Source organism: Streptomyces niveus, assembly GCF_001723055.1.
GTDB classification, from domain to species: Bacteria; Actinomycetota; Actinomycetes; order Streptomycetales; family Streptomycetaceae; genus Streptomyces; species Streptomyces niveus.
The window spans coordinates 39167-62797 of the sequence record NZ_MDCR01000065.1; the positions used below are offsets into that span (position 1 = coordinate 39167).

Sequence of the window (23631 nt, forward strand, 5' to 3'; positions counted from 1 at the left end):
GTTATGTCTGGGTCGCCGGTTCCGTACGCGTTCGCGTACGGCCTGGCGAAAGTCTTCGTGGTCAGCGCGCCGCCCGACCCAGGTGGCTCCCGAGTCAAAGAGCTGCGCCACAACAACCGTCCTAGGCGGAAACCGCACCTTCCGGCGCCTTCGCGGCGGCGGGTCCGGCGGCCGTGGACAGGCCTGCCGTGACTGCCTCGCGGTCGGGCGCGAGCGGGTCGGTCACCGTTCCGGACTCCTCGTCGAAGAGCCCCTGCGCCAGCCTGGTCACCGCTGCGGGGACCGGCGGCGCCAGGTCGGCCACAGCTCGGAGACCGGAAAGGACGTCGTCGGGTCGAACGGCGGGTGTCACGTGCCGAACAACCAGCCGCAGTATCGCACAGCGCTCGGCCCCCGGCCTATCGGCCTGTGGACGAAGCGCCCGCAGGTCGACGACGGCGGCCCGTGCGTCGAAGGTGCGCAGGCCGTTCTTCGCGCGCCGTTCGACCTCCACGACCTCGGCGGCCAGGAAGGCGGTCACGGCGCGCTCGGCCTCTTCGTGCTCCACCCCGTCGAGCCGCAGCTCCCATTCGGAGGCGGTCAGCCGGTCGGCGAGTCCCGAGGTACGGGCCTCGACGGCGTCGATGATGTCGAGCCCGGTGGGCAGCGACTCGTCGAGCAGCTCACGCAGGGTGGCGGGGTCGCGCGGCGCCGCGAGTGCGATCTCCAGATATTCGGCCTCGCTGCCCGTGCCGGTGGGTGCGGCATTGGCGTAGCTGACCTTCGGGTGCGGGGTGAAGCCCGCCGAGTACGCCATGGGGACGTCGGCGCGGCGCAGGGCCCGCTCAAAGGCTCGCTGGAAATCACGGTGGCTGGTGAACCGGAGGCGGCCACGCTTCGTGTAGCGCAGTCGGATGCGCTGCACCGCCGGCGCGGGCGGTGGGCCTTCGGGCTGTCGCTTGCCCAGTGGTTCTTCTCCTCGGTGCGGGGTGCGCGCGGTGGCGCACACCCTCTCAGCGCGCGGCCGACCGGGCGGTCGGCCCCGGAAAACCCGGCTCACACCTGCTTGCGCAGGGAGATCTCGGGTGCGGGTACCGCGCCGGGGACGGTTGTTGTACCTCCCAGCGTACGCGCCCCGTCGAGCGGCGCCTTCACAGGCTCGGCTGTGCGGGGCGGACCGGCCAGGGCGCGCCAGGCGTCGCGGCGGACCTGGCGGACCGTTTCCCCCGCGGAGCGCAGCGCGTTCCCGACCGCCCGGCCGGTCTCGACGGCCGCCTTCCTGGCCGGGGCCCACACGTGGTCGCGCACCGCGTGCCCGACGGGCGTGCAGACGGCGCGGTAGAACCAGCTCACGGGCTGCCCGACCAGGATCCAGGCCAGCCATTTCAGTGCCCGGCCGATCGCGCGGGAGATCTGTCCGGCGATCCGCCAGGCGACGCCGACCGCGTCGGCGATCTCGCGGCCGACGGGGGCGAGGACCGCGCGGTGGAGCCACCGGAGCGGGGTGACGAGCAGGGTGACGAGGAGCCATACGAGCCCGGCCCAGAGGCCGACGGCGGTCAGGGCGACGCCCTTGGCGATCCCGGTGAGGAGCCAGGCGATGCCGTGGCCGACCGGGGTGAGGACGCTCCGGTAGAGCCACACCACCGGCACCACGAGCCCGTAGTGCACCACGGGCACCAGCACGTACCGCCACAGAGCCACCCACGGCCAGACGAACAGCACCTTGCCCAGGAACATCAGCACGGCGCCCAGGACATGCCCGGTCGGCGTGAGCAACGTCTCGTACAGCCAGGAGCAGAGGATGCCGATGCCGCGCCCGACGGGGGCGAGGACGTTCTCGTACAGCCACACCGCCGGCACCACGAACCCGTACCGCGCCACGGGCACCAGCACGTACCGCCACAGAGCCACCCACGGCCAGACGAACAGCGCCCTGCCGAGGAACCACCCGACCGGGGCGAGCACCGACTCGTACAGCCAGGAGCAGGCCAGGGCGATGCCCCGGCCGACCGGCCGCAGTACGGAGCGGTGCAGCGCCCGCGCCCCGGCGGCGAGCAGGTCCCACACGAGCCGTACGGGGACGACGAGTACGAGGACGACGACCCGGACCGGGATCCGGATGGCCGTGGTGAGACAGCCCTCACCGGGCTCGTAGTGCTGGGGTGCCGGCCGTGGGACCGGCGTCTTGTCCAGATCCATGCCCCGAAGGACGCGCCCGGCGCCCGTCCGGCTCCCGCATCGGCACGTGCCAGGACGTTCGTGCCCGATTCGAGACCGGAAGAGGCCCGGTCCATGATCGGGAACAGGACAGCGGCCGGGAGCGGGGCGCCGGGCCGGGACCTTCGCTGTTGATCAAACGCCCCACTCGCGTCGCCCAAATACCGCGCCGCGCCGGTCAGAAGTCGCACGCGAATCGTCAGCGCACCGAAGCAAACCGCCCGAAAGAGCCTTCTCGCGATCATCGATGACTGTCTGTATTGGATCTAGTGCGATGAGTCACGACCCCTATACGGTCGTAGCGGCATCAACGCCGCAGACATGGAGGATTCGTGACCCCTTTCCGTAAGCGCCTGACACTGCTGGGCTCGACCGCCGCGCTGGTCGCGGGAGCCCTCGTGCCGACGCAGCTCGCCGGTGCGGCCCCGGCGTCCGCGGCGGCGGCGTACGAGTGGGTGGCCCTCGGCGACTCGTACACCGCCGGTGTGATCCCGGCCGCGGGCGACACCTTCGAAGTCCCCCGTGACGGCTGCGAGCGCACCGACCGGTCCTACCCGCAGGTCGTCGACCGCGACCTCGGCTCGCTCATCGAGCTGACCAACGTCAGCTGCGGCGCTGCCACGATCGAGGACATCACCTTCAGGGCCCAGGAGCCGATCGGCCGTCATCTGCCGCCCTTCTCCGAGGACCCGGACTACCCGTTCCCGCCGGTGCCGCCCCAGTCCGAGGCCGTCACCAGCGGCACCGACGTGGTCACGGTCGGCGTGGGCGGCAACACCCTCGGCTTCGCCGAGATGCTCTTCACCTGTCTGCAGCTGGGCTCGGAGAGCGGCGGCGTGGGCACGCCGTGCCGCGACGCACTCGCCGCCGGCGTCCCCGAGCGGCTGACCAAAGTGAGCAAGGAGTACGGCGAGATGCTCGCCGTACTCCACAAGAAGGCCCCGCACGCCAAGGTCCTGACCGTCGGCTACCCCACGGTCATCCCCGAGGACACGGCCAAGTGCCGGTACAACGACTGGGAGCAGTTCGCCTCGATCACCCCGGGCGACCTGGACTGGCTCCGCGGGGACGTGCTGGAGCCCCTGAACAAGGTCATCGAGAAGTCGTCCGGCGCCCACGAGGCGTCGTTCGTCGACCTCCACGACTCGTCGCGGAACCACAGCGTCTGTGACTCCGGAAAGTGGGTGGAGGGCGTCTTCACCCAGTTCCCGACCGAGGTGGCCTTCGTCCACCCCAACGCCAGGGGCCACCAGAACGCCGCCGACCACGTCACGTCGGCACTGCTGAACGCGATCAGCCCCAACTGATCCCGCGGCAAGCCGCCTCCGGCCCGACAGCCGGAGGCGGCGCGGACGTGACCTGGACCGTGGTGGTGTTGTTCGAGGCGTCGCAGTCCGCGTTGCCGCGCCCACCTGGGCGGACTGCGGCGTGGCCGTCACGGTGGTGCTCGACGGGGCGGCCAAGGGGGGCGAGGCCATGCCCAGGACGGCGGCCAGCGCCGTGGCGCTTCACGCTATGGCGATCCTTTTCGCCCTCCGGGAAGGCGATGTCCATGAGTAGCCTGGTTGGATCAGCAGACCGCAGCAGCGACTCCCCGCTCCCCTGACCCGGTGTCAGATGCCGGGAGCGGCGACCCGTGTGTAGGCCGGCCCGGAGGCGGTGCCGCCCGCCGTCGTGACCGCACCCGCGGGGCCCGCGGGTGCGGTCACGGTGATCTGGATGGCCGACACCACGGTGAAAGAGGTGGCGTCGGTGCCCCCGAACCGCACGGAGGGCGGCAGCCCACCCCGGCGCCACGCCTCCCGAAAGGAGTGAGCGGATCTCTCTCCGCGCGGCTCAGGAGCCGTTCTTGACCGTCAGCGGCAGCAGCTTCTTGCCCGTCGGGCCGATCTGGATGTCCAGGTCGAGCTGAGGACACACGCCGCAATCGAAGCACGGTGTCCAGCGGCAGTCCTCGACCTCCGTCTCGTCCAGCGCGTCCTGCCAGTCCTCCCAGAGCCAGTCCTTGTCGAGACCGGAGTCCAGGTGGTCCCAGGGCAGGACCTCCTCGTAGGTGCGCTCGCGCGTGGTGTACCAGTCGACGTCCAGGCCGACCTCCGGGAGCGTCTTCGCGGCGGCGCTCATCCAGCGGTCGTAGCTGAAGTGCTCCCGCCAGCCGTCGAACCGGCCGCCGTCCTCGTACACCGCGCGGATCACCGCGCCCACGCGGCGGTCGCCGCGCGAGAGCAGGCCCTCGACGATGCCGGGCTTGCCGTCGTGGTAGCGGAAGCCGATCGAGCGGCCGTACTTCTTGTCGGCGCGGATCTTGTCGCGGAGCTTCAGCAGCCGCTCGTCCGTCTCCTCGACGCTCAGCTGCGGTGCCCACTGGAACGGGGTGTGCGGCTTGGGTACGAAGCCGCCGATCGAGACGGTGCAGCGGATGTCGTTCTGGCCGGAGACCTTGCGGCCCTCGGCGATGACCTTGACCGCCATGTCGCCGATCTGCAGGACGTCCTCGTCGGTCTCCGTCGGCAGCCCGCACATGAAGTAGAGCTTCACCTGGCGCCAGCCGTTGCCGTACGCGGTGGAGACCGTACGGATCAGGTCCTCCTCCGAGACCATCTTGTTGATGACCTTGCGCAGCCGCTCGGAGCCGCCCTCGGGGGCGAAGGTGAGGCCCGAGCGGCGGCCGTTGCGGGTGAGTTCGTTGGCGAGGTCGACGTTGAAGGCGTCGACGCGGGTGGAGGGGAGGGAGAGGCCGATCTTCTCCTCCTCGTACCGGTCCGCGAGGCCCTTGGCGACGTCGGCGATCTCGCTGTGATCGGCGGAGGACAGCGACAGCAGGCCGACCTCCTCGAAGCCGGTGGCCTTCAGCCCCTTCTCGACCATCTCGCCGATGCCGGTGATGCTGCGCTCCCGGACGGGCCGGGTGATCATGCCTGCCTGGCAGAAGCGGCAGCCGCGCGTGCAGCCCCGGAAGATCTCGACGGACATGCGCTCGTGCACCGTCTCGGCGAGCGGCACCAGCGGCTGCTTCGGGTACGGCCACTCGTCCAGGTCCATGACGGTGTGCTTGGAGACCCGCCACGGGACGCCGGACCGGTTGGGGACCGTACGGGCGATACGGCCGTCCGGGAGGTACTCGACGTCGTAGAAGCCGGGCACGTACACCCCGCCGGTCTTCGACAGGCGCAGCAGCAGCTCCTCGCGGCCACCGGGGCGCCCCTCGGCCTTCCAGGCCCGGACGATCTCGGTGATCGTCAGGACGGCCTGCTCGCCGTCGCCGATGACGGCGCAGTCGATGAACTCGGCGATCGGCTCGGGGTTGAACGCCGCGTGGCCGCCCGCGAGCACGATCGGGTGGTCGACGGTGCGGTCCGCCGCGTTGAGCGGGATGCCGGCCAGGTCGAGCGCCGTGAGCATGTTCGTGTAGCCCAGCTCGGTGGAGAAGGACAGCCCGAAGACGTCGAAGGCCGAGACAGGGCGGTGCGCGTCCACCGTGAACTGCGGGACCTTGTGTTCGCGCATCAGCTCTTCGAGGTCCGGCCAGACGCTGTAGGTGCGCTCCGCGAGCACACCCTCGCGTTCGTTGAGTACCTCGTACAGGATCATGACGCCCTGGTTGGGCAGCCCGACCTCGTACGCGTCGGGGTACATCAGCGCCCAGCGGACGTCGCACGCGTCCCAGTCCTTGACGGTGGAGTTGAGTTCACCGCCGACGTATTGGATCGGCTTCTGCACATGCGGGAGCAGAGCTTCGAGCTGTGGGAAGACCGATTCGACAGCAGACATCACGGCGACTTTCGTGGGCTGACAGGGTGACCATCCAGGCTACCCCGACCGCCGGCCGCCCCTCGCCGCCCGGAAGCGGGGTCAGGGGCCGCCCAGCGCCGCCCGCAGCTTCGGATCGGCCGACTTCCGCCAGACGCGCGGCAGTTCGCGCTCCCGGTCCGCCGCCCGCGCCTCCTCCTCGCCGTACAGCAGTCCCCAGGTGAAGGCGGACTCACCGGCGGCGTGGGCCTTGATGGCGAGGTCGCGCAGCGCGTCGCGCGCCACCACGCTGTCCTGGTGGTCGCCGAGCACGCTCTGGACGGCCTTCATCCGCTTCGAGAAGCGCTTCGCGGGCTTCCCGAGGGCGGGCACGGCCGCGTCGGCCGCGTAACGGGCCCGCTTGGCGGCCTTACGGGCGTCGTGCAGCGCCAGGTCGCGCTCCTCCCCCGGCGCGAGCGTCAGGGCGTGCTCGACCCGGCCGGCCAGGCGCTCGTAGTCCTTGACGATCGCGCGGGGCAGCGCCTTGGCCGGTTTGCGGCCGGCGCCGTCCAGCAGCGGCGGATCGGCGAGCAGTGCCTCCATCGAGTCCAGCAGCCGCAGATAGCGCGCGCTGTCGAGGACGGCGAGGGTCCCGGCGCGTGCGTCGGTGCGGCCGTCGGCGTCCCAGATCCGCAGCCGGGCGTGGACCGGGCCGAGCAGCAGGGTGGTGTCGTGGGCGCCGACGCGCTCGGTGAGCCGCTCGGCGAGGACCTCGTGGTCCCGGTCGATGCCCAGCTCCCCGGCGAGCCACTGCAGCTCCGCGCCGATGGGCCTGCTGGCGTCGCGGTCGAGCACCTTCTTGTACGTACGGAACGCGGACCGCATCCGGCGGGTGGCGACACGCAGCTGGTGCACCGAGTCGGGCAGATCACGGCGGACGGCGGCGTCGTACGAGACGATCGCGCCGGCCTGTTCGCGCAGATAGGCGAGCACATGGTCGCCCGCGGTGACCGGGCCGCGCTCCGGGGTCTTCGCGGCCTTGTGGGACGTCGTGGCGGGCGCCGTCTCGGCGAGGGCCCTGGCGAGCTTGGACGCGGCGGAGGCCGGGCGTACGCCCGCCTTGCGGAGCACCTTCTCGACGGCGTCGAGCAGCGCGGGGTCGCCGTCGTCGGCCAGCTCGACCTCGATCTCGGTCCAGTCGGCGGTCCGCGCCCCGGCCCCGCTCCCGCTCCCGGCGAGCAGCCGTTCGGCGTGGACGGTGTCCAGGGCCACCTCGGCGAGCGTCCGCCCGGCCTTGTCGACCAGCAGGGTGGTGGCGCGGGAGGTCCGCAGCCGGACGACGGGGGTCAGCCGGGTACCGCGTACCCGTGAGCGCACCAGCGCCGCGAGTTCGTCGGGGAGGGTGTCGGAGAGCGGCGCCTGGATCTCGTCGCGTACGCCGTCACCGACGGGGAACTTGAGGTGCCAGCCCTCGTCGGCGCCGCCGGTGCGGCGGCGGAGCGTGAGCGAGTCGGCGGTCAGCCGCAGGTCGGACGTGTCGTGGTAGACGGCGTCCAGCTCGGTGACGCCGCCCGCCGTGACGGCCGAGACGGCGCGGACCTTGGTGAGGTCCGGCAGGAGAGCGCGCCCGGCACCGGGCGGCGATCCCCCGTCGCCGCCCGCAGGCCGCACCGGGAGTTCGTACTTGCGTTCGATCTCGCGCTTTGTGTCCGCCATCTTCACAAACGTAGTCGCAGGGGCCGCCGAGTGGCAGCCCCCGCGACGCCGAACGGGCGGATCAGGCCGACATCGGCTTCTGCACCCTGATCGACTGGAGCAGCCCCACCGCGATCCAGACCGCGAACATCGACGTGCCCCCGTAGCTCACGAACGGCAGCGGCAGCCCCGCCACCGGCATGATCCCGAGCGTCATCCCGACGTTCTCGAAGGACTGGAACGCGAACCAGGCGATGATCCCGGCCGCCACGATCGTCCCGTACAGCTCCGTCGTCTCCCGGGCGATCCGGCAGGCGCGCCACAGCACCACACCGAGCAGCAGCAGGATCAGCCCGGCGCCGAGGAAGCCCAGCTCCTCGCCCGCGACGGTGAAGACGAAGTCGGTCTGCTGCTCGGGCACGAACTGGCCGGTGGTCTGCGAGCCCTTGAACAGCCCGGTGCCGGTGAGCCCGCCCGAACCGATCGCGATCCGCGCCTGGTTGGTGTTGTAGCCGACGCCCGCCGGGTCCAGCTCCGGGTTGGCGAAGGCGGCGAAGCGGTTGATCTGGTACTCGTCGAGCACCCCGAGCGCCGCGACCGCGACGGCGCCCACGACACCGGCGCCGACGAGCCCGAAGATCCACCGGTTGGACGCCCCGGAGGAGAGCAGGACGCCGAGCACGATCACCGCCATGACCATCACCGAACCGAGGTCCGGCATCATCATGACGATCATGATCGGGACGACCGCCAGGCCCAGGGACTTGGCGACCGTCCGGTGGTCCGGATGGACCTGATCACCCGCGTCGACTCTGGCCGCGAGCATCATCGCCATGCCCAGGATGATCGTGATCTTCACGAACTCCGAGGGCTGGAGGGTGAAGCCGCCGCCGAGCACGATCCAGGCGTGCGCGCCGTTGATGGTGGCGCCGAGCGGGGTGAGGACCAGCAGCACGAGGACGACGGAGACGCCATAGAGCACCGGCACCGCGCCGCGCAGGGTGCGGTGGCCGAGCCAGATCGTGCCGATCATCAGGGCGAACCCGATACCGGTGTTCAGTATGTGGCGGAAGAAGAAGTGGTACGGGTCGCCGGTGTTGAGATCCGTACGGTTGCGGGTCGCCGACCAGACGAGCACCGACCCGACCGCCGACAGCGCGAGCGCCGAGAACATCAGCGGCCAGTCCAGCCTGCGCGCCAGCGAGTCGCGGGCCGCGAGGGTGGCCCACAGCCCGCGCTCGGGACCGTATCCGGAGACGGAGAAGCCGCTCGTGCCGGCCATCGTTCAGTCCCTCCGCGCGGGTGGGCCCGCGAGCTGCTCGTTGGCGTTCGGTGCCTGACCGGGATCCGCGGGGGCCTGTCCGGCGTCCTCGGGCGCGGTGCTCGCCGCGCCGGGGTCCTGGGGCACCTGCCCGGTGTTGTCCCCGGCCGGCGCGATCTCGTTGCCGTCCAGGGGCTTCTTGTCCGGTACGAACGGCTTGACCTCGGGCGCGTCGATCGTGCCGTCGGGCTGGATCTTGGGAAGTCCCGTGCGCGGCTTGGGCAGCAGGGCCTTCTTGAGGTTCTGCCCGCCCTTCGCGTCGAGGCCGTACATCGCCTCGTAGATCTTGCGCACCGCGGGACCGGAGGCCCCGGAGCCCGTACCACCCTGGGAGATCGTCATGACGATCGTGTAGTCCTCGGTGTACGAGGCGAACCACGACGTCGTCTGCTTGCCGTAGACCTCGGCCGTACCCGTCTTGGCGTGCATCGGGATCTTGTCCTGCGGCCAGCCGCCGAACCGCCAGGCGGCCGAACCGGTGGTGGCCACTCCCGCGAGGGCCTTGTCCAGCTGGTCGCGCAGCTTGCGGTCGATCGGCAGCTTGCCGTGCGACTTCGGCTTGATCTCCTGGACGCTCTTGCCGTCGGGGCTGACGATGGCCTTGCCGACACTCGGGTCGTACATCGTGCCGCCGTTGGCGATCGCGGCGTAGATGGTGGCCATCTGGATCGGGGTGACGAGGGTGTCGCCCTGGCCGATCGAGTAGTTGACCGCGTCACCGGCGCGCATCCGGTTGCCTTCGAGGCAGCCCTCGTACGCCAGTTGCTCGACGTAGTCGCCGCCCTTCTTGCCCTGCTTGCACCAGCCGGCCTTGTTGGCCTCCCAGAAGTCCTGCTTCCACTGGCGGTCCGGGATCCGGCCCGCGGTCTCGTTGGGGAGGTCGATGCCGGTCTCCTTGGCGAGGCCGAACTCCTTGGCGGTCTTGTAGAAGTAGTCGTTGGCGCCCTTCTTGGGCTTGTTGCCGCCGTCCTTCTGCCACTCCTTGTGCGCGAGCCCGTAGAACACGGTGTCGCAGGAGACCTCCAGGGCGCGGCCGAGGTCGATGCTGCCGTAGCCCTGGGACTCGAAGTTCTTGAAGACCTGGTTGCCGATGGAGTACGAACTGGGGCACGGGTAGCTGCCGTTGAAGTCGTATCCGGCCTTGACCGCCGCCGTCGACGAGATGACCTTGAAGATCGAGCCGGGGGCGGCCTGCGACTGGATTCCCCGGTTCAGCAGCGGGAAGTTGGACTTCTTGCTGGTGAGCTTGGCGTAGTCCTTCGCGGAGATCCCGCCGACCCAGGCGTTGGGGTCGTACGTCGGCTGGGAGGCCATCGACACGACGCGGCCGGTCTTGGACTCCAGGACCACCACGGCGCCGGCGTCGGCCTTGTAGTTCTGGTTGGTGTTGCGGTCCATCTCCTTGCGCGCGGCCTTCATCGCCTCGCTCAGCTCGAACTCGGCGACGGCCTGCACCCGCGCGTCGATGGACGTGACGATGTTGGAGCCCGGCTCGGCCTGGTCGCTCTTGGCCTGGCCGATGACCCGGCCGAGGTTGTCGACCTCGTAGCGGGTGACGCCCGCGTCGCCGCGCAGGTACTTGTCGTACGTGCGCTCAAGCCCGGACCGGCCGACCTGGTCGGAGCGCAGGAACGGCGAGTCGGTGTCCTGCGCCTTGGTGATCTCCTCGTCGGTGACCGGCGACAGATAGCCGAGCACCTGCGCGGTGTTGGCCTTGGCGGGCCCGGCGTAGCGGCGTACGGCGGTCGGCTCGGCGGTGATGCCGGGGAAGTCCTCGGCGCGCTCCCGGATCTGGAGCGCCTGCTGGGTGGTGGCCTCGTCGGTGACGGGGATCGGCTGGTAGGGCGAGCCGTTCCAGCAGGGCTGCGGGGTCTCGTTGTCGCAGAGCCTGACCTTGTCGCCGACCTCCTTCGGCGTCATGCCGAGGACTCCGGCGAGCCGGATGAGGACGGCTTTGCCGCTGTCCTTCATCTTCATCAGTTCGGTGCGGCTGGCGGAGACGACGAGCCGGGTCTCGTTGTCGGCGAGCGGCACGCCCTGCGAGTCGAGGATCGAGCCGCGCACGGCGGGCTGGACGACCTGCTGTACGTGGTTGTTCTTGGCCTCGTCCGTGTACTCCGCGCCGTTGCGGACCTGGAGGTACCAGAGCCGGCCGCCGAGGGTGAGCAGGAGCGAGAAGACGAGGACCTGGATGACGACGAGCCGGATCTGGACCCTGGGTGTCCGTCCGGTCTCCGGAATGTTGCTCACAGTCGTTTGACCCCCTTGATCCGTCCGGCACGCGCCGCGCGGGAGCGGGCCGTCTTGAGCCGCAGCCCGGAGCGCTGTTTCCCGATCTTCAGTCCGGTGCCCGCGGCCAGCCAGCCGGAGGCGACGTCGCTGCCGCCGCTGGACTTCTCGGCGAGCGGGTCGTTCTCGGCGCGTCTGGCCAGCGCCATGATGAGCGGCACGGTGAACGGGGCGAGCAGCAGGTCGTAGATGGCGGCGGTGACGACCAGGTTGGTCAGGCCGACATGGCGGGCGGCGGTGTCACCGACGAGGGCGCCGACGCCCGCGTACAGCAGGGTCGTGGTGACGGCCGCGCCGACCACCACGACCATCGGGCCGAGCGCGGTGCGCAGTTGGCCGCTGTCGGGCTTGGCGAGTCCGGCGAGATAGCCGATCAGACAGAGCACCAGCGCGTAGCGCCCGGCGGCGTGGTCGGCGGGCGGGGCGAGGTCGGCGAGGAGTCCGGCGCCGAAGCCGATGAGCGCGCCGCTGGTGTGTCCGTAGACCAGGGCGAGCGCGACGACGACGAGGAGCAGCAGATCGGGTACAGCTCCGGGGAGTTGGAGCCGGGCGAGTACGGACACCTGGACGACCAGCGCGACGACGACCAGGGTGACGGAGAGCAGCGTCCGGTTGAAGCGCATGGGGATCAGCTCTACTCCTGCTCGTTGACCTGGCCGTCGGCCGGGCCGTCGGCGGCGGGGTCCTGGCCGCCGGGCGACGGGGTGGCCGTGACGGTGACGGTCGGGGTGGGCTTGGGCTTGGCGGGCTTCTTCGGCAGCACCATGTCGCGCGGGTCGTCGCGGGGTGCCTGGACGACGATGCCGACGATGTCGAGCTTGGTGTAGCCGACGTACGGGCGGACGAAGATGTCACGGGTGAGGTCGCCGCCGGCGGGGTCGACGCGTACGACCTGACCGACCGGCACTCCGGGGACGAACGGCCGGTCCTTGCTGGAGCCGAAGGTGACCAGCCGGTCGCCGGGCTTCACCTTGGCCTTGCCGTTGAGAAGTTGGACGTTGAACGGCTGGTCGCCCTGGCCGGTGGCGAAGCCCAGTTCGTTGGAGTTCTCCATCCGGGTGCCGACGGTGAAGTCCGGGTCGTTGGCGAGCAGTACGGTCGCGGTGCTCGGTCCCACGGTGGTGACGCGGCCGACGAGCCCGTCGCCGTTCAGTACGGTCATGTCGCGCTTGAGGCCGTCGTCGGCGCCCGCGTCGATGGTCACGGTCCAGGAGAAGCCCTGGGCCGCTCCTATGGCGATGACCTCGGCGGCCTTGATGCCGTACTGGCCGGCGCCGGCGGTCTTGAGGAGCTTGTCCAGCTCGTTCACGCGGCTGCGGTTGCGTTCGTCGCTGCCGAGCCGCCGTTTGAGCGCCGCGTTCTCCTGCTCCAGGGCAGTGACGCGGTCGTGCCGCTGACCGGAGTCGCGTACGGCTCCGATGGCGTTGCCGACCGGGTCGACGGCGCTCGAGACGCCTTTCTGTACGGGTCCGAAGACCGTGGCCGCGGCCTGTCGGGCACCGTCGACGGGTGACGCCTCTCCCCCGCGGATATCCACCGTGATCAGTGCGAACGCGATGGCGATCAGCAGCACCAGGAGCAGCCGGCTCTCTCGTGTGTCCCTCACGTGCGGCGGCCGTGCCTTCCTCGTTGGAATGCCTCGTCGGAAATTTTCGTGCGAATCGCGGTAATCACCCGGAAGGGATTCGTCTCAATTGGCAGTTCGGCTTGGTCTTGTCTGTATATCAACGATCCAACGGCGCGGACGTCAGCGTTCATATGGGGTGTCCCCCGGGCCTGTTGGGCCCGGGGGATATTCGCTCTTTTCCTGATCTGCGCGGATCGGCCGGCGGGCGGACCGGTCAGCGGCAGACGGTCATCTGCGCGGCGAGGCGTCCAGCACCTGCTGAAGCGCTTCGAACTCCTCGACGCACTTGCCGGAGCCGAGAGCCACCGAATCCAGCGGGTCCTCGGCGATGTGGATGGGCATTCCGGTCTCACGGCGCAGCCGCTCGTCGAGGCCGCGCAGCAGGGCGCCGCCGCCGGTGAGGACGATGCCGCGGTCCATCACGTCGCCGGACAGCTCCGGCGGGCACTTGTCGAGCGTGGTCTTCACCGCGTCCACGATGGCGTTGACCGGCTCCTCGATGGCCTTGCGGACCTCAGCGGCCGAGATGACGACCGTCTTGGGCAGCCCCGACACCAGGTCGCGACCGCGGATCTCGGTGTGCTCGTCCTTGTCGAGGTCGTAGGCCGAACCGATGGTGATCTTGATCTGTTCGGCGGTGCGCTCACCGAGGAGGAGCGAGTACTCCTTCTTGATGTGCTGGATGATCGCGTTGTCCAGTTCGTCACCGGCGACCCGGATCGACTGGGCGGTGACGATGCCGCCGAGCGAGATCACCGCGACCTCGGTGGTCCCGCCGCCGATGTCCACGACCATGTTGCCGGTCGCCTCGTGGACGGGAAGTCCCGAGCCGATGGCGGCGGCCATGGGCTCCTCGATGATGTGCACCTGACGGGCGCCCGCCTGTGTGGACGCCTCGATGACGGCGCGTCGCTCGACTCCCGTGATGCCCGAGGGCACACAGACGACGACCCTGGGACGGGCCAGGTAGCGGCGCTTGTGGATCTTGAGAATGAAGTAGCGCAACATGCGTTCGGTGATCTCGAAGTCGGCGATCACGCCGTCCTTCAGCGGCCGGACGGCAACGATGTTGCCCGGTGTCCGGCCGATCATCTTCTTCGCTTCGGCGCCGACCGCGAGGATGCCGCCCGTGTTGGTGTTGATGGCGACGACGGACGGCTCGTTGAGCACGATCCCTCGACCCCTGACGTACACCAGCGTGTTGGCGGTCCCGAGGTCGACAGCCATGTCACGGCCGATGAACGACATCTTGTTCCCCATGAGGATGCGTCTGGCCTTCCCAAATCGAGCGTTGACGGCTTTTCAGGATGGCGAGGTGGATGCTGTGGCTTGGAGGCTTCCATCGTAGTGCCGCCCCTGCTGACGCGGCGCGGTAGATCCACCCCTGATAGAGGTGACGATGTGTCGCAGCCATGCGTTCCCGATCTGGCCCCGCATATGCCGGGAGTGGCCGAATTCCGTCGGTCGCCACGGGCGCACTCGGCGCTGTATGGCTGACGTATGGTCAGGAAAGCCCAGGATAAGGGGTGTCTTTCAGTGTTCGGGAAAGAAAAGTTTCAGTTCCCGAATGGCGGACTCCTCGGAGTCCGAAGCGTGGATGAGGTTCTCGCGGACGATCGTTCCGAAGTCCCCCCGAATGGACCCCGGCGCTGCGGCGATCGGGTCAGTGGGACCCGCCAGGGCGCGTACGCCCTCGATGACCCGCTCGCCCTCGACGACGAGCGCGACGACCGGGCCCGACGCCATGAACTCGATGAGCGGCTCGTAGAACGGCCGGCCCTTGTGCTCGCCGTAGTGCTGCTCCAGCGTGCTCCCGTCGAGCGTGCGCAGCTCCAGTGCGGTGATGCTCCAGCCGGCCTTGCGCTCGATACGGCCGATGATCTCTCCCACCAAAGCGCGGCGGACGGCGTCCGGCTTGAGGAGGACGAGAGTGCGCTGGGTCATGGTGTGCGGCTCCTTGCGGGCATTCGCTGCGGGCAAACGGGTGAAGGTGGTGTGAGGCTACAGGTGCGCACGGGGCGCGCCGTACCCGGTCCGGATACGGCGGCTGATGGGACCGGTCTGCAAACCGGACTAGGTGCCCGGCTCCGCGGACGGCTGGGTGGCGGACTGGGCGGCCCAGCGTGCCTTCGCCTCGTCGATCTTGCGTCCGTAGTGGATGGACGCCCACCACAGCGCGCCGAAGAGCACACCCAGGAAGAACATCACCGGCACCACGAACCCGCCCGCGACCAGGGCGATCTGGAACGCCCAGCCGAGCTGGATCCCGCCCGGCCTGGTGATCATCCCGCACAGGAGCAGGGACAGCAGCATCGCGATGCCGCAGACCGTCCACACGACTCCCACCGACACGTCGTCGGACTTCATGGCGACGAGCCCGGCGAAGCCGATCACGAAGAACTCACTGATCAGCGTGGACGCGCAGAGCGTACGCATGCGACTCAGCCCCTTCCCAGAAGCAGCCGGGCCTCGCCGACCGTGATCACCGAACCGGTCACCAGCACCCCGGCGCCCGCGTACTCGTCGTCCTCCTCGGCGAGCGTGATCGCCGCCTCCAGCGCGTCGTCGAGCCGCGGCTCGACCTGTACGCGGTCGTCGCCGAACACCTCGACGGCCACGGTCGCCAGCTCGTCCGCGCTCATCGCCCGGTCGCTGGAGTTCTGCGTGACGACGACCTCCGCCAGGACCGGCTCCAGGGCTTCGAGGAACCCGCGGGAGTCCTTTCCGGCGCTCGCGCCCACCACCCCGATCAGTCTGCTGAAGCCGAACGACTCACCGACCGCCGCCGCCGCGGCCCGCGCGCCGGCCGGGTTGTGCGCCGCGTCCAGGACGACCGTCGGGGAGCGGCGTACGACCTCCAGTCGGCCCGGCGAGACCACGGAGGCGAACGCGGCGCGCACCGTGTCCATGTCCATCACCCGGCTCTGCTCCGCGCCGACCCCGAAGAACGCCTCCACCGCCGCCAGCGCCACCACCGCGTTGTGCGCCTGGTGGGCGCCGTGCAGCGGGAGGAAGATCTGCTCGTACTCGCCGCCGAGGCCGCGCAGCGTCAGCATCTGGCCGCCGACCGCGACCTCGCGGGCGACGATGCCGAACTCCATGCCCTCGCGCGCCACCGTCGCGTCCACGTCGACGGCCTTCTTCAGCATCACCTGCGACGCGTCCACCGGCTGCTGCGCCAGGACGACCGTCGCGCCCTGCTTGATGATCCCGGACTTCTCCACGGCGATCTCGCCCGGTGTGGAGCCGAGCCGGTCGGTGTGGTCCAGGTCGATGGGGGTGATGACGGCGACCGTGCCGTCGATGACGTTCGTCGCGTCCCAGCTGCCGCCCATGCCGACCTCGACCACCGCCGCGTCAACGGGGGCGTCCGCGAACGCCGCGTACGCCATGCCGGTCAGCACCTCGAAGAACGAGAGCCGGTACTCCTGCGCGGCGTCCACCATGTCGACGTACGGCTTGATGTCCTCGTACGCCTCGATGAACCGCTCCGGCGCGATCGGTTCGCCGTCGAGGCTGATCCGCTCGGTGAGCGACGAGACGTGCGGGCTGGTGTAGCGGCCGGTACGCAGGTCGAAGGCGCCGAGCAGCGCCTCGATCATGCGGGCGGTGGACGTCTTGCCGTTGGTGCCGGTGATGTGGATCGACGGATACGCCCGCTGCGGGTCGCCGAGCACGTCCATCAGCGCCTCGATGCGCGTCACCGACGGTTCGAGCTTGGTCTCGCCCCAGCGGCCGGCCAGCTCCTGCTCGACGGCGCGCAGCGCCTTGTCGACCTCGGGGTCGGCGGGCCGGGCCGGGACGCCGTCCCCCTGCGGACGACCCGCCTGGGCGCGCAGCGTGCGGCTCCCGGCCTCGATCACGGCGAGGTCGGGGTCGCGGGTGGTCTCGGCGCGGACGATGTCGTCGAAATCGTCGCCGGGCTGGTCTGGCCGGTCGGGCTGGTGCTCGCTCACGGGACCAGTCTACGGAGCGGGTACGACACCGATGCCGCCCCGCCCCGTCGACCGGTGTCAGCCCTCCGGGAGAGCCGCGAGCTGCGCCGTGAGCCGCTCGATGTCCGCCTCCGCCTTGGCCAGTCGGCCACGGATCTTGTCGACCACGTTGTCCGGGGCCTTCGCGAGGAACGCCTCGTTGCCGAGCTTCGCCGTGGCCTGCTGCTTCTCCTTCTCGGCCGCGTCCCGGTCCTTCGTCAGCCGCTTGCGCTCCGCCGGGACGTCGATCGTGCCGGACAGGTCCAGCGCGACCGTGGCGCCCGCGACGGGCAGGGTCGCGGTCGCCTGGAAGGCGTCGCCCTCCTCCTGGAGACGCAGCAGCTGGCGGATCGCCGTCTCGTGCGCGGCGAGCGGCGTCGCGGACAGGTCGAGCCGGCCGGGGACCTTCTGGCCCGGCTGGAGCCCCTGGTCGGCGCGGAAGCGGCGGACCTCGGTGACGACCTGCTGGAGGTGCTCGATCTCCCGCTCGGCTGCCTGGTCGCGGAAGCCGGAGTCGGCCGGCCAGTCGGCGACGACGACCGACTCCTTGCCGGTGAGCGTGGTCCACAGCGTCTCGGTGACGAAGGGCACGATCGGGTGCAGGAGCCGCAGGGTGACGTCCAGGACCTCGCCGAGGACGCGTCCCGAGACCTTGGCCTGCTCGCCGCCCGCGAAGAACGTCGTCTTGGACAGCTCGACGTACCAGTCGAAGACCTCGTCCCACGCGAAGTGGAACAGCGCGTCGCTGAGCTTCGCGAACTGGTAGTCCTCGTACAGGGCGTCGACCTGCGCGACGGTCTCGTTCAGCCGGGAGAGGATCCAGCGGTCCGTGGCGGACATCTCGGCGGCGTCCGGCAGCGGGCCCTCGACCGTCGCGCCGTTCATCATCGCGAAACGCGTCGCGTTCCAGATCTTGTTGGCGAAGTTGCGGGAGCCCTGGACCCAGTCCTCGCCGATGGGGACGTCGACGCCCGGGTTGGCGCCGCGCGCGAGCGTGAAACGGACCGCGTCGGAGCCGTACTTGTCCATCCACTCCAGCGGATCGACCGCGTTGCCGAAGGACTTCGACATCTTCTTGCCGAACTGGTCGCGGACCATGCCGTGCAGGGCGATGGTGTGGAACGGCGGGGTGCCGTCCATCGCGTACAGGCCGAACATCATCATCCGGGCGACCCAGAAGAAGAGGATGTCGTAGCCGGTGACCAGGACCGAGTTCGGATAGAACTTCTCCAGGCTCGGGGTCTGTTCGGGCCAGCCGAGCGTGGAGAACGGCCACAGGCCGGACGAGAACCAGGTGTCCAGGACGTCGGTGTCCTGGCTCCAGCCCTCACCCGTCGGCGGCTCGTCGTTCGGGCCGACGGCGACGGTCTCGCCGTTCGGGCCGTGCCAGACCGGGATCCGGTGTCCCCACCACAACTGCCGTGAGATGTTCCAGTCGTTGAGGTTGTCGATCCACGCGAAGTAGCGGGACTCCATCTCCTTGGGGTGGATCGTGACCCGGCCGTCGCGGACGGCGTCGCCGGCCGCCTTGGCGAGCGGGCCGACCTTGACCCACCACTGGAGCGACAGCCGCGGCTCGACGGTCGTCTTGCAGCGCGAGCAGTGGCCCACGGAGTGGACGTACGGCCGCTTCTCGGCGACGATCCGGCCCTCCGCGCGCAGCGCCGCGACGATGGTGGAGCGGGCCTCGAACCGGTCGAGCCCCTGGAAGGGCCCGGGGACGGTGATGACGGCCCGTTCGTCCATGACCGTGATGTTCGGCAGGTCGTGGCGACGGCCGATCTCGAAGTCGTTCGGGTCATGGGCGGGGGTCACCTTGACCGCGCCCGTACCGAACTCGGGGTCGACGTGCTCGTCCGCGACGACGGGGATCGTCCGGTCGGTGAGCGGCAGTTTGATCCGCCTGCCGACCAGGTGCGTGTAGCGCGCGTCGTCCGGGTGGACGGCGACGGCGGTGTCGCCCAGCATCGTCTCGGCGCGGGTGGTGGCGACGACGAGCGTCTCGTCCCCGTCGCCGTACGTGATGGAGACCAACTCGCCGTTGTCGTCCTGGTACTCGACCTCGATGTCGGAGATCGCGGTCAGACAGCGCGGGCACCAGTTGATGATGCGCTCGGCGCGGTAGATCAGGCCGTCGTCGAAGAGCCTCTTGAAGATGGTCTGGACGGCGGCGGACAGCCCCTCGTCCATCGTGAACCGCTCACGGGACCAGGCGACGCCGTCGCCGAGGCGGCGCATCTGCCCGGAGATCTGGCCGCCGGACTCTTCCTTCCACTGCCAGACCCGCTCGACGAAGTCCGTACGCCCCAGGTCGTGCCGGGACTTGCCCTCCTTCGCCAGTTCGCGCTCGACGACGTTCTGGGTGGCGATTCCGGCGTGGTCCATGCCGGGCTGCCACAGCGTCTCGTAACCCTGCATGCGCTTGCGGCGGGTGAGGGCGTCGATGATCGTGTGCTCGAAGGCGTGACCGAGGTGCAGGCTGCCCGTGACGTTCGGCGGCGGGATGACGATGGTGTAGGGCGGCTTGCCGCTCTTCTCGTCAGCCTCGAAGTAGCCGCGTTCTACCCAGCGCTCGTACAGCTTCCCCTCCACCTCGGCCGGCGCGTACTGGGTCGGCAGTTCAGGGTTGGCTGCGGGCTGCGCTTGAGAGTTCTCGGTCACCCCCACAGTTTAGGGGCGTCACAGCTCTGCACTGAAACGGGATAGTTCGGTAACGGTGCGCCCCCCGATGGTCCATGTCGCCGCTCCTTCAGTCAGGATGTCGGGAACGCGTAAGCATCTGGAGGGGACAGAGCACATGAGTTACAACCAGCCGGGCCCGTACGGTGGGCAGCAGCCGCAGGGCCAGCCCGGACCGTACGGACAGCAGCCGCCGCAGGGCCAGCCCGGCTACGGGTACCCGCAGCAGCCGCCGCAGGGGCAGCCCGGTTACGGGTACCCGCAGCAGCCGCCGCAGGGAGTCCCCCAGCAGGGTTACGGCCAGCCCCAGCCGGGTCCGTACGGCCAGCCGCAGCAGCCGGGTCCGTACGGCGGGGCCCCCGGATTCCCGCCGCCGCAGGGTGGCGCTCCGAAGAAGAAGACCGGCCTGATCATCGCCTCGGTCGTCGTGGCACTGGCAGTGATCGGTGGTGGGGCGTACTTCCTGGTGGGCGGAGGCAGCAGCGATGTCGCCGACGACGGTCCGCACAAGCTGATCACGCCGGCGACGGTGCTCGACGGCGAGTACAAGAAGAGCGAGAGCTCCGACGGCTCCGACAGCGGCGGCATGAGCAAGGACGACATGAAGGACGCCGAGAAGTGGGGCGTCACCAACCCGAAGGACGTGGAAGCGCAGTACGAGGCGGGTGACGCCCAGGAGAATCCGTTCGGCGCGAAGCTGCTGCCCTTCGCGGGTGTCTACGGCGAGGTCGAGGACCCCGAGAAGGCCGTCGACGGCATGTTCGCTTACCTGAAGTCGGAGTCCGAGAAGGACGGGGGCAGCGACGTGCCCGCGTTCGTCGGGAGCCCGAAGGAGTTCAAGCCCGAGGGACTGGACGGCGCGGTCGTCAAGTGCCAGGAGATGTCGATCAAGAACGAGGACGCCACCGCGGGTCCCAAGGAGATGAAGTTCCCCGTCTGCATCTGGGGTGACTACAGCACGCTGGGCTTCTCCATGCCGGTGGACCTGGCGTCCGCGATGGGCGGCAAGAGCGGCTCGATGGAAGAGGCCGCCGCCACAACGGCCAAGCTGCGCAACGACGTTCGCGTCAAGCTCTGACGAGGTGCGCCACCTCCGGTGACAAGCGAGAGGGGCGCCCGGCCGGTTGAACCGGCCGGGCGCCCCTCTTCGCGTAACTCGTCCGCCGCTACGCCGACTTCTCGTGGCGGCCGTCGTTCTTCACGATCCGCGGCTCACGCGGCACCAGCGTCGGGTTCACGTTGTTGCGCACGACGTCCGCCGTGATGACCACGCGGGCCACGTCCTTGCGGGACGGCACCTCGTACATCACCGACTGGAGGACCTCCTCCAGGATCGCGCGCAGTCCGCGCGCGCCCGTGCCGCGCAGGATCGCCTGGTCGGCGATGGCCTCAAGCGCGGGGAGGTCGAAGTCCAGCTCCACACCGTCGAGTTCGAACAGCCGCTGGTACTGCTTCACCAGCGCGTTGCGCGGCTCGACCAGGATCTTCAGGAGCGCCTCGCGGTCCAGGTTGTGCACCGAGGTGAGGACCGGGAGGCGGCCGATGAACTCCGGGATCATCCCGAACTTCACCAGGTCCTCCGGCATGACCTCCTGGAACTGGTCGCTCTCCTCGATCTCGCGCTTGGAGCGGATCGTCGCGCCGAAGCCGATGCCCTTCGCGCCGGCCCGTGACTCGATGATCTTCTCCAGGCCCGCGAAGGCGCCGCCCACGATGAACAGCACGTTCGTCGTGTCGATCTGGATGAACTCCTGGTGCGGGTGCTTACGGCCGCCCTGCGGCGGGACCGACGCCGTCGTGCCCTCCAGGATCTTCAACAGGGCCTGCTGGACGCCCTCGCCGGAGACATCGCGGGTGATCGACGGGTTCTCGCTCTTGCGGGCGACCTTGTCGATCTCGTCGATGTAGATGATCCCGGTCTCGGCCTTCTTGACGTCGTAGTCGGCCGCCTGGATCAGCTTCAGCAGAATGTTCTCGACGTCCTCGCCGACATAACCGGCCTCCGTCAGCGCCGTCGCGTCCGCGATCGCGAACGGTACGTTCAGCATCCGGGCCAGCGTCTGGGCGAGGAGCGTCTTGCCGGAGCCCGTGGGGCCCAGCAGCAGGATGTTGGACTTGGCGAGTTCGATCGCGTCGTCGCGGCTCCCGGAGCCGCCGTTCTCGCCGGCCTGCACGCGCTTGTAGTGGTTGTACACCGCGACGGACAGGGCCTTCTTCGCGGGCGCCTGCCCGACGACGTACCCCTCAAGGAACTCGTAGATCTCGCGCGGCTTGGGCAGTTCCTCCCACCGCACCTCGGAGGTCTCGGCGAGCTCCTCCTCGATGATCTCATTGCAGAGGTCGATGCACTCGTCGCAGATATAGACCCCGGGACCTGCGATGAGCTTCTTCACCTGCTTCTGGCTCTTCCCGCAGAACGAGCACTTGAGCAGGTCGCCGCCATCACCGATGCGTGCCACGAGGTGCTTCCCCTTCGCCTGGGAGCAGCCTGGTTCAGCGGCTCCTGTGCCTCATACCCGACGGTACCTTGCCTGGCCCCCCGTACGGGCCCCCCTCGGCACNNGTGCCGAGGGCACCGGACGGGTCAGGCCGCTGCCGCCGCCGTGGTCTTACGGGTCGAGACGATCTGGTCGACCAGACCGTAGGCCAGAGCGTCCTCGGCCGTCAGGATCTTGTCGCGCTCGATGTCGTCGCGGACCTTCTCGATCGGCGTCGTGGAGTGCTTGGCGAGCATCTCCTCGAGCTGCGCGCGCATGCGCAGGATCTCGTTGGCCGCGATCTCCAGGTCGGAGAGCTGCTCCCGGCCGGTCTGGCTGGACGGCTGGTGGATCAGGACGCGCGCGTTCGGCAGGGCCAGGCGCTTGCCCGCCGTGCCGGCCGCGAGCAGGACCGCGGCCGCGGAGGCGGCCTGTCCCATGCAGACCGTCTGGATGTCCGGCTTCACGAACTGCATCGTGTCGTAGATGGCCGTGAGGGCCGTCATCGAGCCGCCGGGGCTGTTGATGTAGATGGAGATGTCACGGTCGGGGTCCATGGACTCCAGGCACAGCAGCTGCGCCATGACGTCGTTGGCCGACGCGTCGTCGATCTGGACACCGAGGAAGATCACGCGCTCCTCGAAGAGCTTCGCGTACGGGTCGTACTCGCGTACGCCCTGCGAGGTGCGCTCCACGAAGCGCGGGATGACATAGCGGTTGTCCACCTGAGGGCCGGTGTAGAGGCCGCTCGCAGAGGCGCCGGGGTAGTTGTTCATAAGGGTGTTCACCATCCTGGTGGCGTTCGAAGGGCTGACGTGGCCGGTGCGGGGCGTGGCTCTCGCCCTCAGGCGCCGGTGCCGCCGCCGCCCGGAACACCCGAAGCAGCGGAGATGATCTCGTCGATGATGCCGTAGGACACGGCCTCCTCGGCGGTGAACCAGCGGTCGCGGTCACCGTCGCGGATGATGGTCTCCTCGGTCTGACCCGTGTGGCGGGCGGTGATCTCGGCCATGCGCTTCTTCGTACGGAGAAGCTGCTCGGCCTGGATCTTGATGTCGGAGGCGGTGCCGCCGAGGCCCGCGGAGCCCTGGTGCATGAGGATGTCGGTGTTGGGCAGCGCGAAGCGCTTGCCGGCGGTGCCGCCGGTCAGCAGGAACTGGCCCATGGAGGCCGCCATGCCCATGCCGATGGTCACCACGTCGTTGGGGATGTACTGCATGGTGTCGTAGACCGCCATGCCCGCCGTGACGGAACCACCGGGGCTGTTGATGTAGAGGTAGATGTCCTTCTCGGGCTCGGCCGCGAGGAGAAGGAGCTGCGCGGTGATCTTGTTGGCGATGTCGTCGTCGACCTGCTGGCCGAGGAAGATGATCCGCTCACCGAGCAGTCGGCTGTAGACCTGGTCGCCGAGGCCACCACCGAGGGACGGCTCACCGGCGGCGTAAGGCATCAGATTCGTCACGTGTCCACCTGCTCGTCTCTGACGGCTCCGGCCGTCTCAGCGTCTTTCGTTCCGGGGGACGGGGGATACCCCAACCCTCGTATTCATGGACCCTAACGCGCTGGTCGGCGGGCGCCATCCCGCTTCCTGGACTGTTCGCTGGCAGCGCAAGGTAGTTGAGTGGTGGCAGCGGGCGGGGA

General features: G+C 69.5%; 19 protein-coding genes. 2 read left to right on the forward strand and 17 right to left on the reverse strand.

Annotation, left to right across the window (positions count from 1 at the left end):
- Positions 1–121 precede the first annotated feature (121 nt).
- Both BHU15_RS09240 and BHU15_RS09245 read right to left on the reverse strand, forming a co-directional pair.
- Positions 122–904, reverse strand: coding sequence for a TIGR03936 family radical SAM-associated protein (locus tag BHU15_RS09240; RefSeq protein ID WP_069626746.1), 783 nt, complete (start codon positions 902–904; stop codon positions 122–124).
- Between the two features lie 131 nt (positions 905–1035).
- Positions 1036–2181 carry a hypothetical protein gene (locus BHU15_RS09245; protein ID WP_069626747.1) on the reverse strand — a complete coding sequence of 382 codons (1146 nt, stop codon included), beginning with the start codon at positions 2179–2181 and terminating at the stop codon, positions 1036–1038.
- 350 nt (positions 2182–2531) lie between these two features.
- Between BHU15_RS09245 and BHU15_RS09250 the strand changes: the two genes are divergently transcribed.
- Positions 2532–3506, forward strand: coding sequence for an SGNH/GDSL hydrolase family protein (locus BHU15_RS09250; protein ID WP_171908341.1), 975 nt, complete (start codon positions 2532–2534; stop codon positions 3504–3506).
- A gap of 306 nt (positions 3507–3812) precedes the next feature.
- On the opposite strand, the gene BHU15_RS40045 is transcribed toward BHU15_RS09250, so the two are convergent.
- The 12 genes from BHU15_RS40045 to BHU15_RS09305 form a co-directional block, all read right to left on the reverse strand.
- Entirely contained in the window at positions 3813–3968 is a 156-nt protein-coding gene (locus BHU15_RS40045) for a hypothetical protein (RefSeq protein ID WP_167756277.1), read from the reverse strand.
- A gap of 67 nt (positions 3969–4035) precedes the next feature.
- Positions 4036–5970, reverse strand: coding sequence for a TIGR03960 family B12-binding radical SAM protein (locus BHU15_RS09255; RefSeq protein ID WP_069626748.1), 1935 nt, complete (start codon positions 5968–5970; stop codon positions 4036–4038).
- 81 nt (positions 5971–6051) lie between these two features.
- Positions 6052–7644, reverse strand: a complete 1593-nt coding sequence (locus BHU15_RS09260) for a CYTH and CHAD domain-containing protein (RefSeq protein ID WP_079128031.1) — start codon at positions 7642–7644, stop codon at positions 6052–6054.
- 61 nt (positions 7645–7705) lie between these two features.
- Complete coding sequence (rodA, locus tag BHU15_RS09265; protein WP_069626749.1) at positions 7706–8905, reverse strand: rod shape-determining protein RodA; 1200 nt, start codon at positions 8903–8905, stop codon at positions 7706–7708.
- 3 nt (positions 8906–8908) lie between these two features.
- A complete protein-coding gene (gene mrdA, locus BHU15_RS09270) occupies positions 8909–11194 on the reverse strand; it encodes a penicillin-binding protein 2 (RefSeq protein ID WP_069626750.1) in 2286 nt (761 codons plus the stop codon).
- A complete protein-coding gene (gene mreD / locus BHU15_RS09275) occupies positions 11191–11856 on the reverse strand; it encodes a rod shape-determining protein MreD (RefSeq protein WP_069626751.1) in 666 nt (221 codons plus the stop codon). The genes mrdA and mreD overlap by 4 nt, the downstream gene beginning before the upstream one ends.
- Before the next feature lie 11 nt (positions 11857–11867).
- Positions 11868–12839 carry a rod shape-determining protein MreC gene (gene mreC / locus BHU15_RS09280; protein WP_069626752.1) on the reverse strand — a complete coding sequence of 324 codons (972 nt, stop codon included), beginning with the start codon at positions 12837–12839 and terminating at the stop codon, positions 11868–11870.
- Between the two features lie 249 nt (positions 12840–13088).
- On the reverse strand, positions 13089–14108 hold the full coding sequence (locus BHU15_RS09285; protein WP_031231655.1) for a rod shape-determining protein: 1020 nt from the start codon (positions 14106–14108) through the stop codon (positions 13089–13091).
- A gap of 285 nt (positions 14109–14393) precedes the next feature.
- Positions 14394–14804: a nucleoside-diphosphate kinase gene (gene ndk, locus BHU15_RS09290; RefSeq protein ID WP_023541729.1), complete on the reverse strand. Its 411-nt coding sequence runs from the start codon at positions 14802–14804 to the stop codon at positions 14394–14396.
- A 129-nt stretch (positions 14805–14933) separates the two neighbouring features.
- Entirely contained in the window at positions 14934–15296 is a 363-nt protein-coding gene (locus tag BHU15_RS09295; RefSeq protein ID WP_023541728.1) for a DUF4233 domain-containing protein, read from the reverse strand.
- Between the two features lie 5 nt (positions 15297–15301).
- Positions 15302–16816, reverse strand: a complete 1515-nt coding sequence (gene folC / locus BHU15_RS09300) for a bifunctional tetrahydrofolate synthase/dihydrofolate synthase (protein WP_069626753.1) — start codon at positions 16814–16816, stop codon at positions 15302–15304.
- 57 nt (positions 16817–16873) lie between these two features.
- A complete protein-coding gene (locus BHU15_RS09305) occupies positions 16874–19495 on the reverse strand; it encodes a valine--tRNA ligase (protein WP_069626754.1) in 2622 nt (873 codons plus the stop codon).
- Between the two features lie 136 nt (positions 19496–19631).
- Here BHU15_RS09305 and BHU15_RS09310 point away from each other — a divergent pair, with 136 nt between their 5' ends.
- Positions 19632–20591, forward strand: coding sequence for a flagellar basal body-associated FliL family protein (locus tag BHU15_RS09310; RefSeq protein WP_069626755.1), 960 nt, complete (start codon positions 19632–19634; stop codon positions 20589–20591).
- An 88-nt stretch (positions 20592–20679) separates the two neighbouring features.
- On the opposite strand, the gene clpX is transcribed toward BHU15_RS09310, so the two are convergent.
- The 3 genes from clpX to BHU15_RS09325 form a co-directional block, all read right to left on the reverse strand.
- The gene (gene clpX, locus BHU15_RS09315; RefSeq protein WP_023541724.1) at positions 20680–21972 is read right to left on the reverse strand and encodes an ATP-dependent Clp protease ATP-binding subunit ClpX; all 1293 of its coding nucleotides are present in this window, start codon (positions 21970–21972) and stop codon (positions 20680–20682) included.
- A 125-nt stretch (positions 21973–22097) separates the two neighbouring features.
- A complete protein-coding gene (locus tag BHU15_RS09320) occupies positions 22098–22781 on the reverse strand; it encodes an ATP-dependent Clp protease proteolytic subunit (protein ID WP_031231654.1) in 684 nt (227 codons plus the stop codon).
- 53 nt (positions 22782–22834) lie between these two features.
- Positions 22835–23440 (reverse strand): ATP-dependent Clp protease proteolytic subunit, encoded by a 606-nt coding sequence (locus tag BHU15_RS09325; RefSeq protein WP_031231653.1) that lies wholly within the window; start codon positions 23438–23440, stop codon positions 22835–22837.
- Positions 23441–23631: the final 191 nt, after the last annotated feature.

What these genes read in the sequence shown, in the direction of transcription:
- BHU15_RS09310 (WP_069626755.1), top strand. Translation starts at nt 19,632, where the DNA reads ATGAGTTACAACCAGCCGGGCCCGTACGGTGGGCAGCAGCCGCAGGGC.
- BHU15_RS09295 (WP_023541728.1), bottom strand. Translation starts at nt 15,296, where the DNA reads ATGCGTACGCTCTGCGCGTCCACGCTGATCAGTGAGTTCTTCGTGATC.
- BHU15_RS09320 (WP_031231654.1), bottom strand. Translation starts at nt 22,781, where the DNA reads ATGGTGAACACCCTTATGAACAACTACCCCGGCGCCTCTGCGAGCGGC.
- rodA (WP_069626749.1), bottom strand. Translation starts at nt 8,905, where the DNA reads ATGGCCGGCACGAGCGGCTTCTCCGTCTCCGGATACGGTCCCGAGCGC.
- BHU15_RS09285 (WP_031231655.1), bottom strand. Translation starts at nt 14,108, where the DNA reads ATGTCGTTCATCGGCCGTGACATGGCTGTCGACCTCGGGACCGCCAAC.
- BHU15_RS09260 (WP_079128031.1), bottom strand. Translation starts at nt 7,644, where the DNA reads ATGGCGGACACAAAGCGCGAGATCGAACGCAAGTACGAACTCCCGGTG.
- ndk (WP_023541729.1), bottom strand. Translation starts at nt 14,804, where the DNA reads ATGACCCAGCGCACTCTCGTCCTCCTCAAGCCGGACGCCGTCCGCCGC.
- mreD (WP_069626751.1), bottom strand. Translation starts at nt 11,856, where the DNA reads ATGCGCTTCAACCGGACGCTGCTCTCCGTCACCCTGGTCGTCGTCGCG.
- BHU15_RS09245 (WP_069626747.1), bottom strand. Translation starts at nt 2,181, where the DNA reads ATGGATCTGGACAAGACGCCGGTCCCACGGCCGGCACCCCAGCACTAC.
- BHU15_RS09255 (WP_069626748.1), bottom strand. Translation starts at nt 5,970, where the DNA reads ATGTCTGCTGTCGAATCGGTCTTCCCACAGCTCGAAGCTCTGCTCCCG.
- BHU15_RS09325 (WP_031231653.1), bottom strand. Translation starts at nt 23,440, where the DNA reads ATGCCTTACGCCGCCGGTGAGCCGTCCCTCGGTGGTGGCCTCGGCGAC.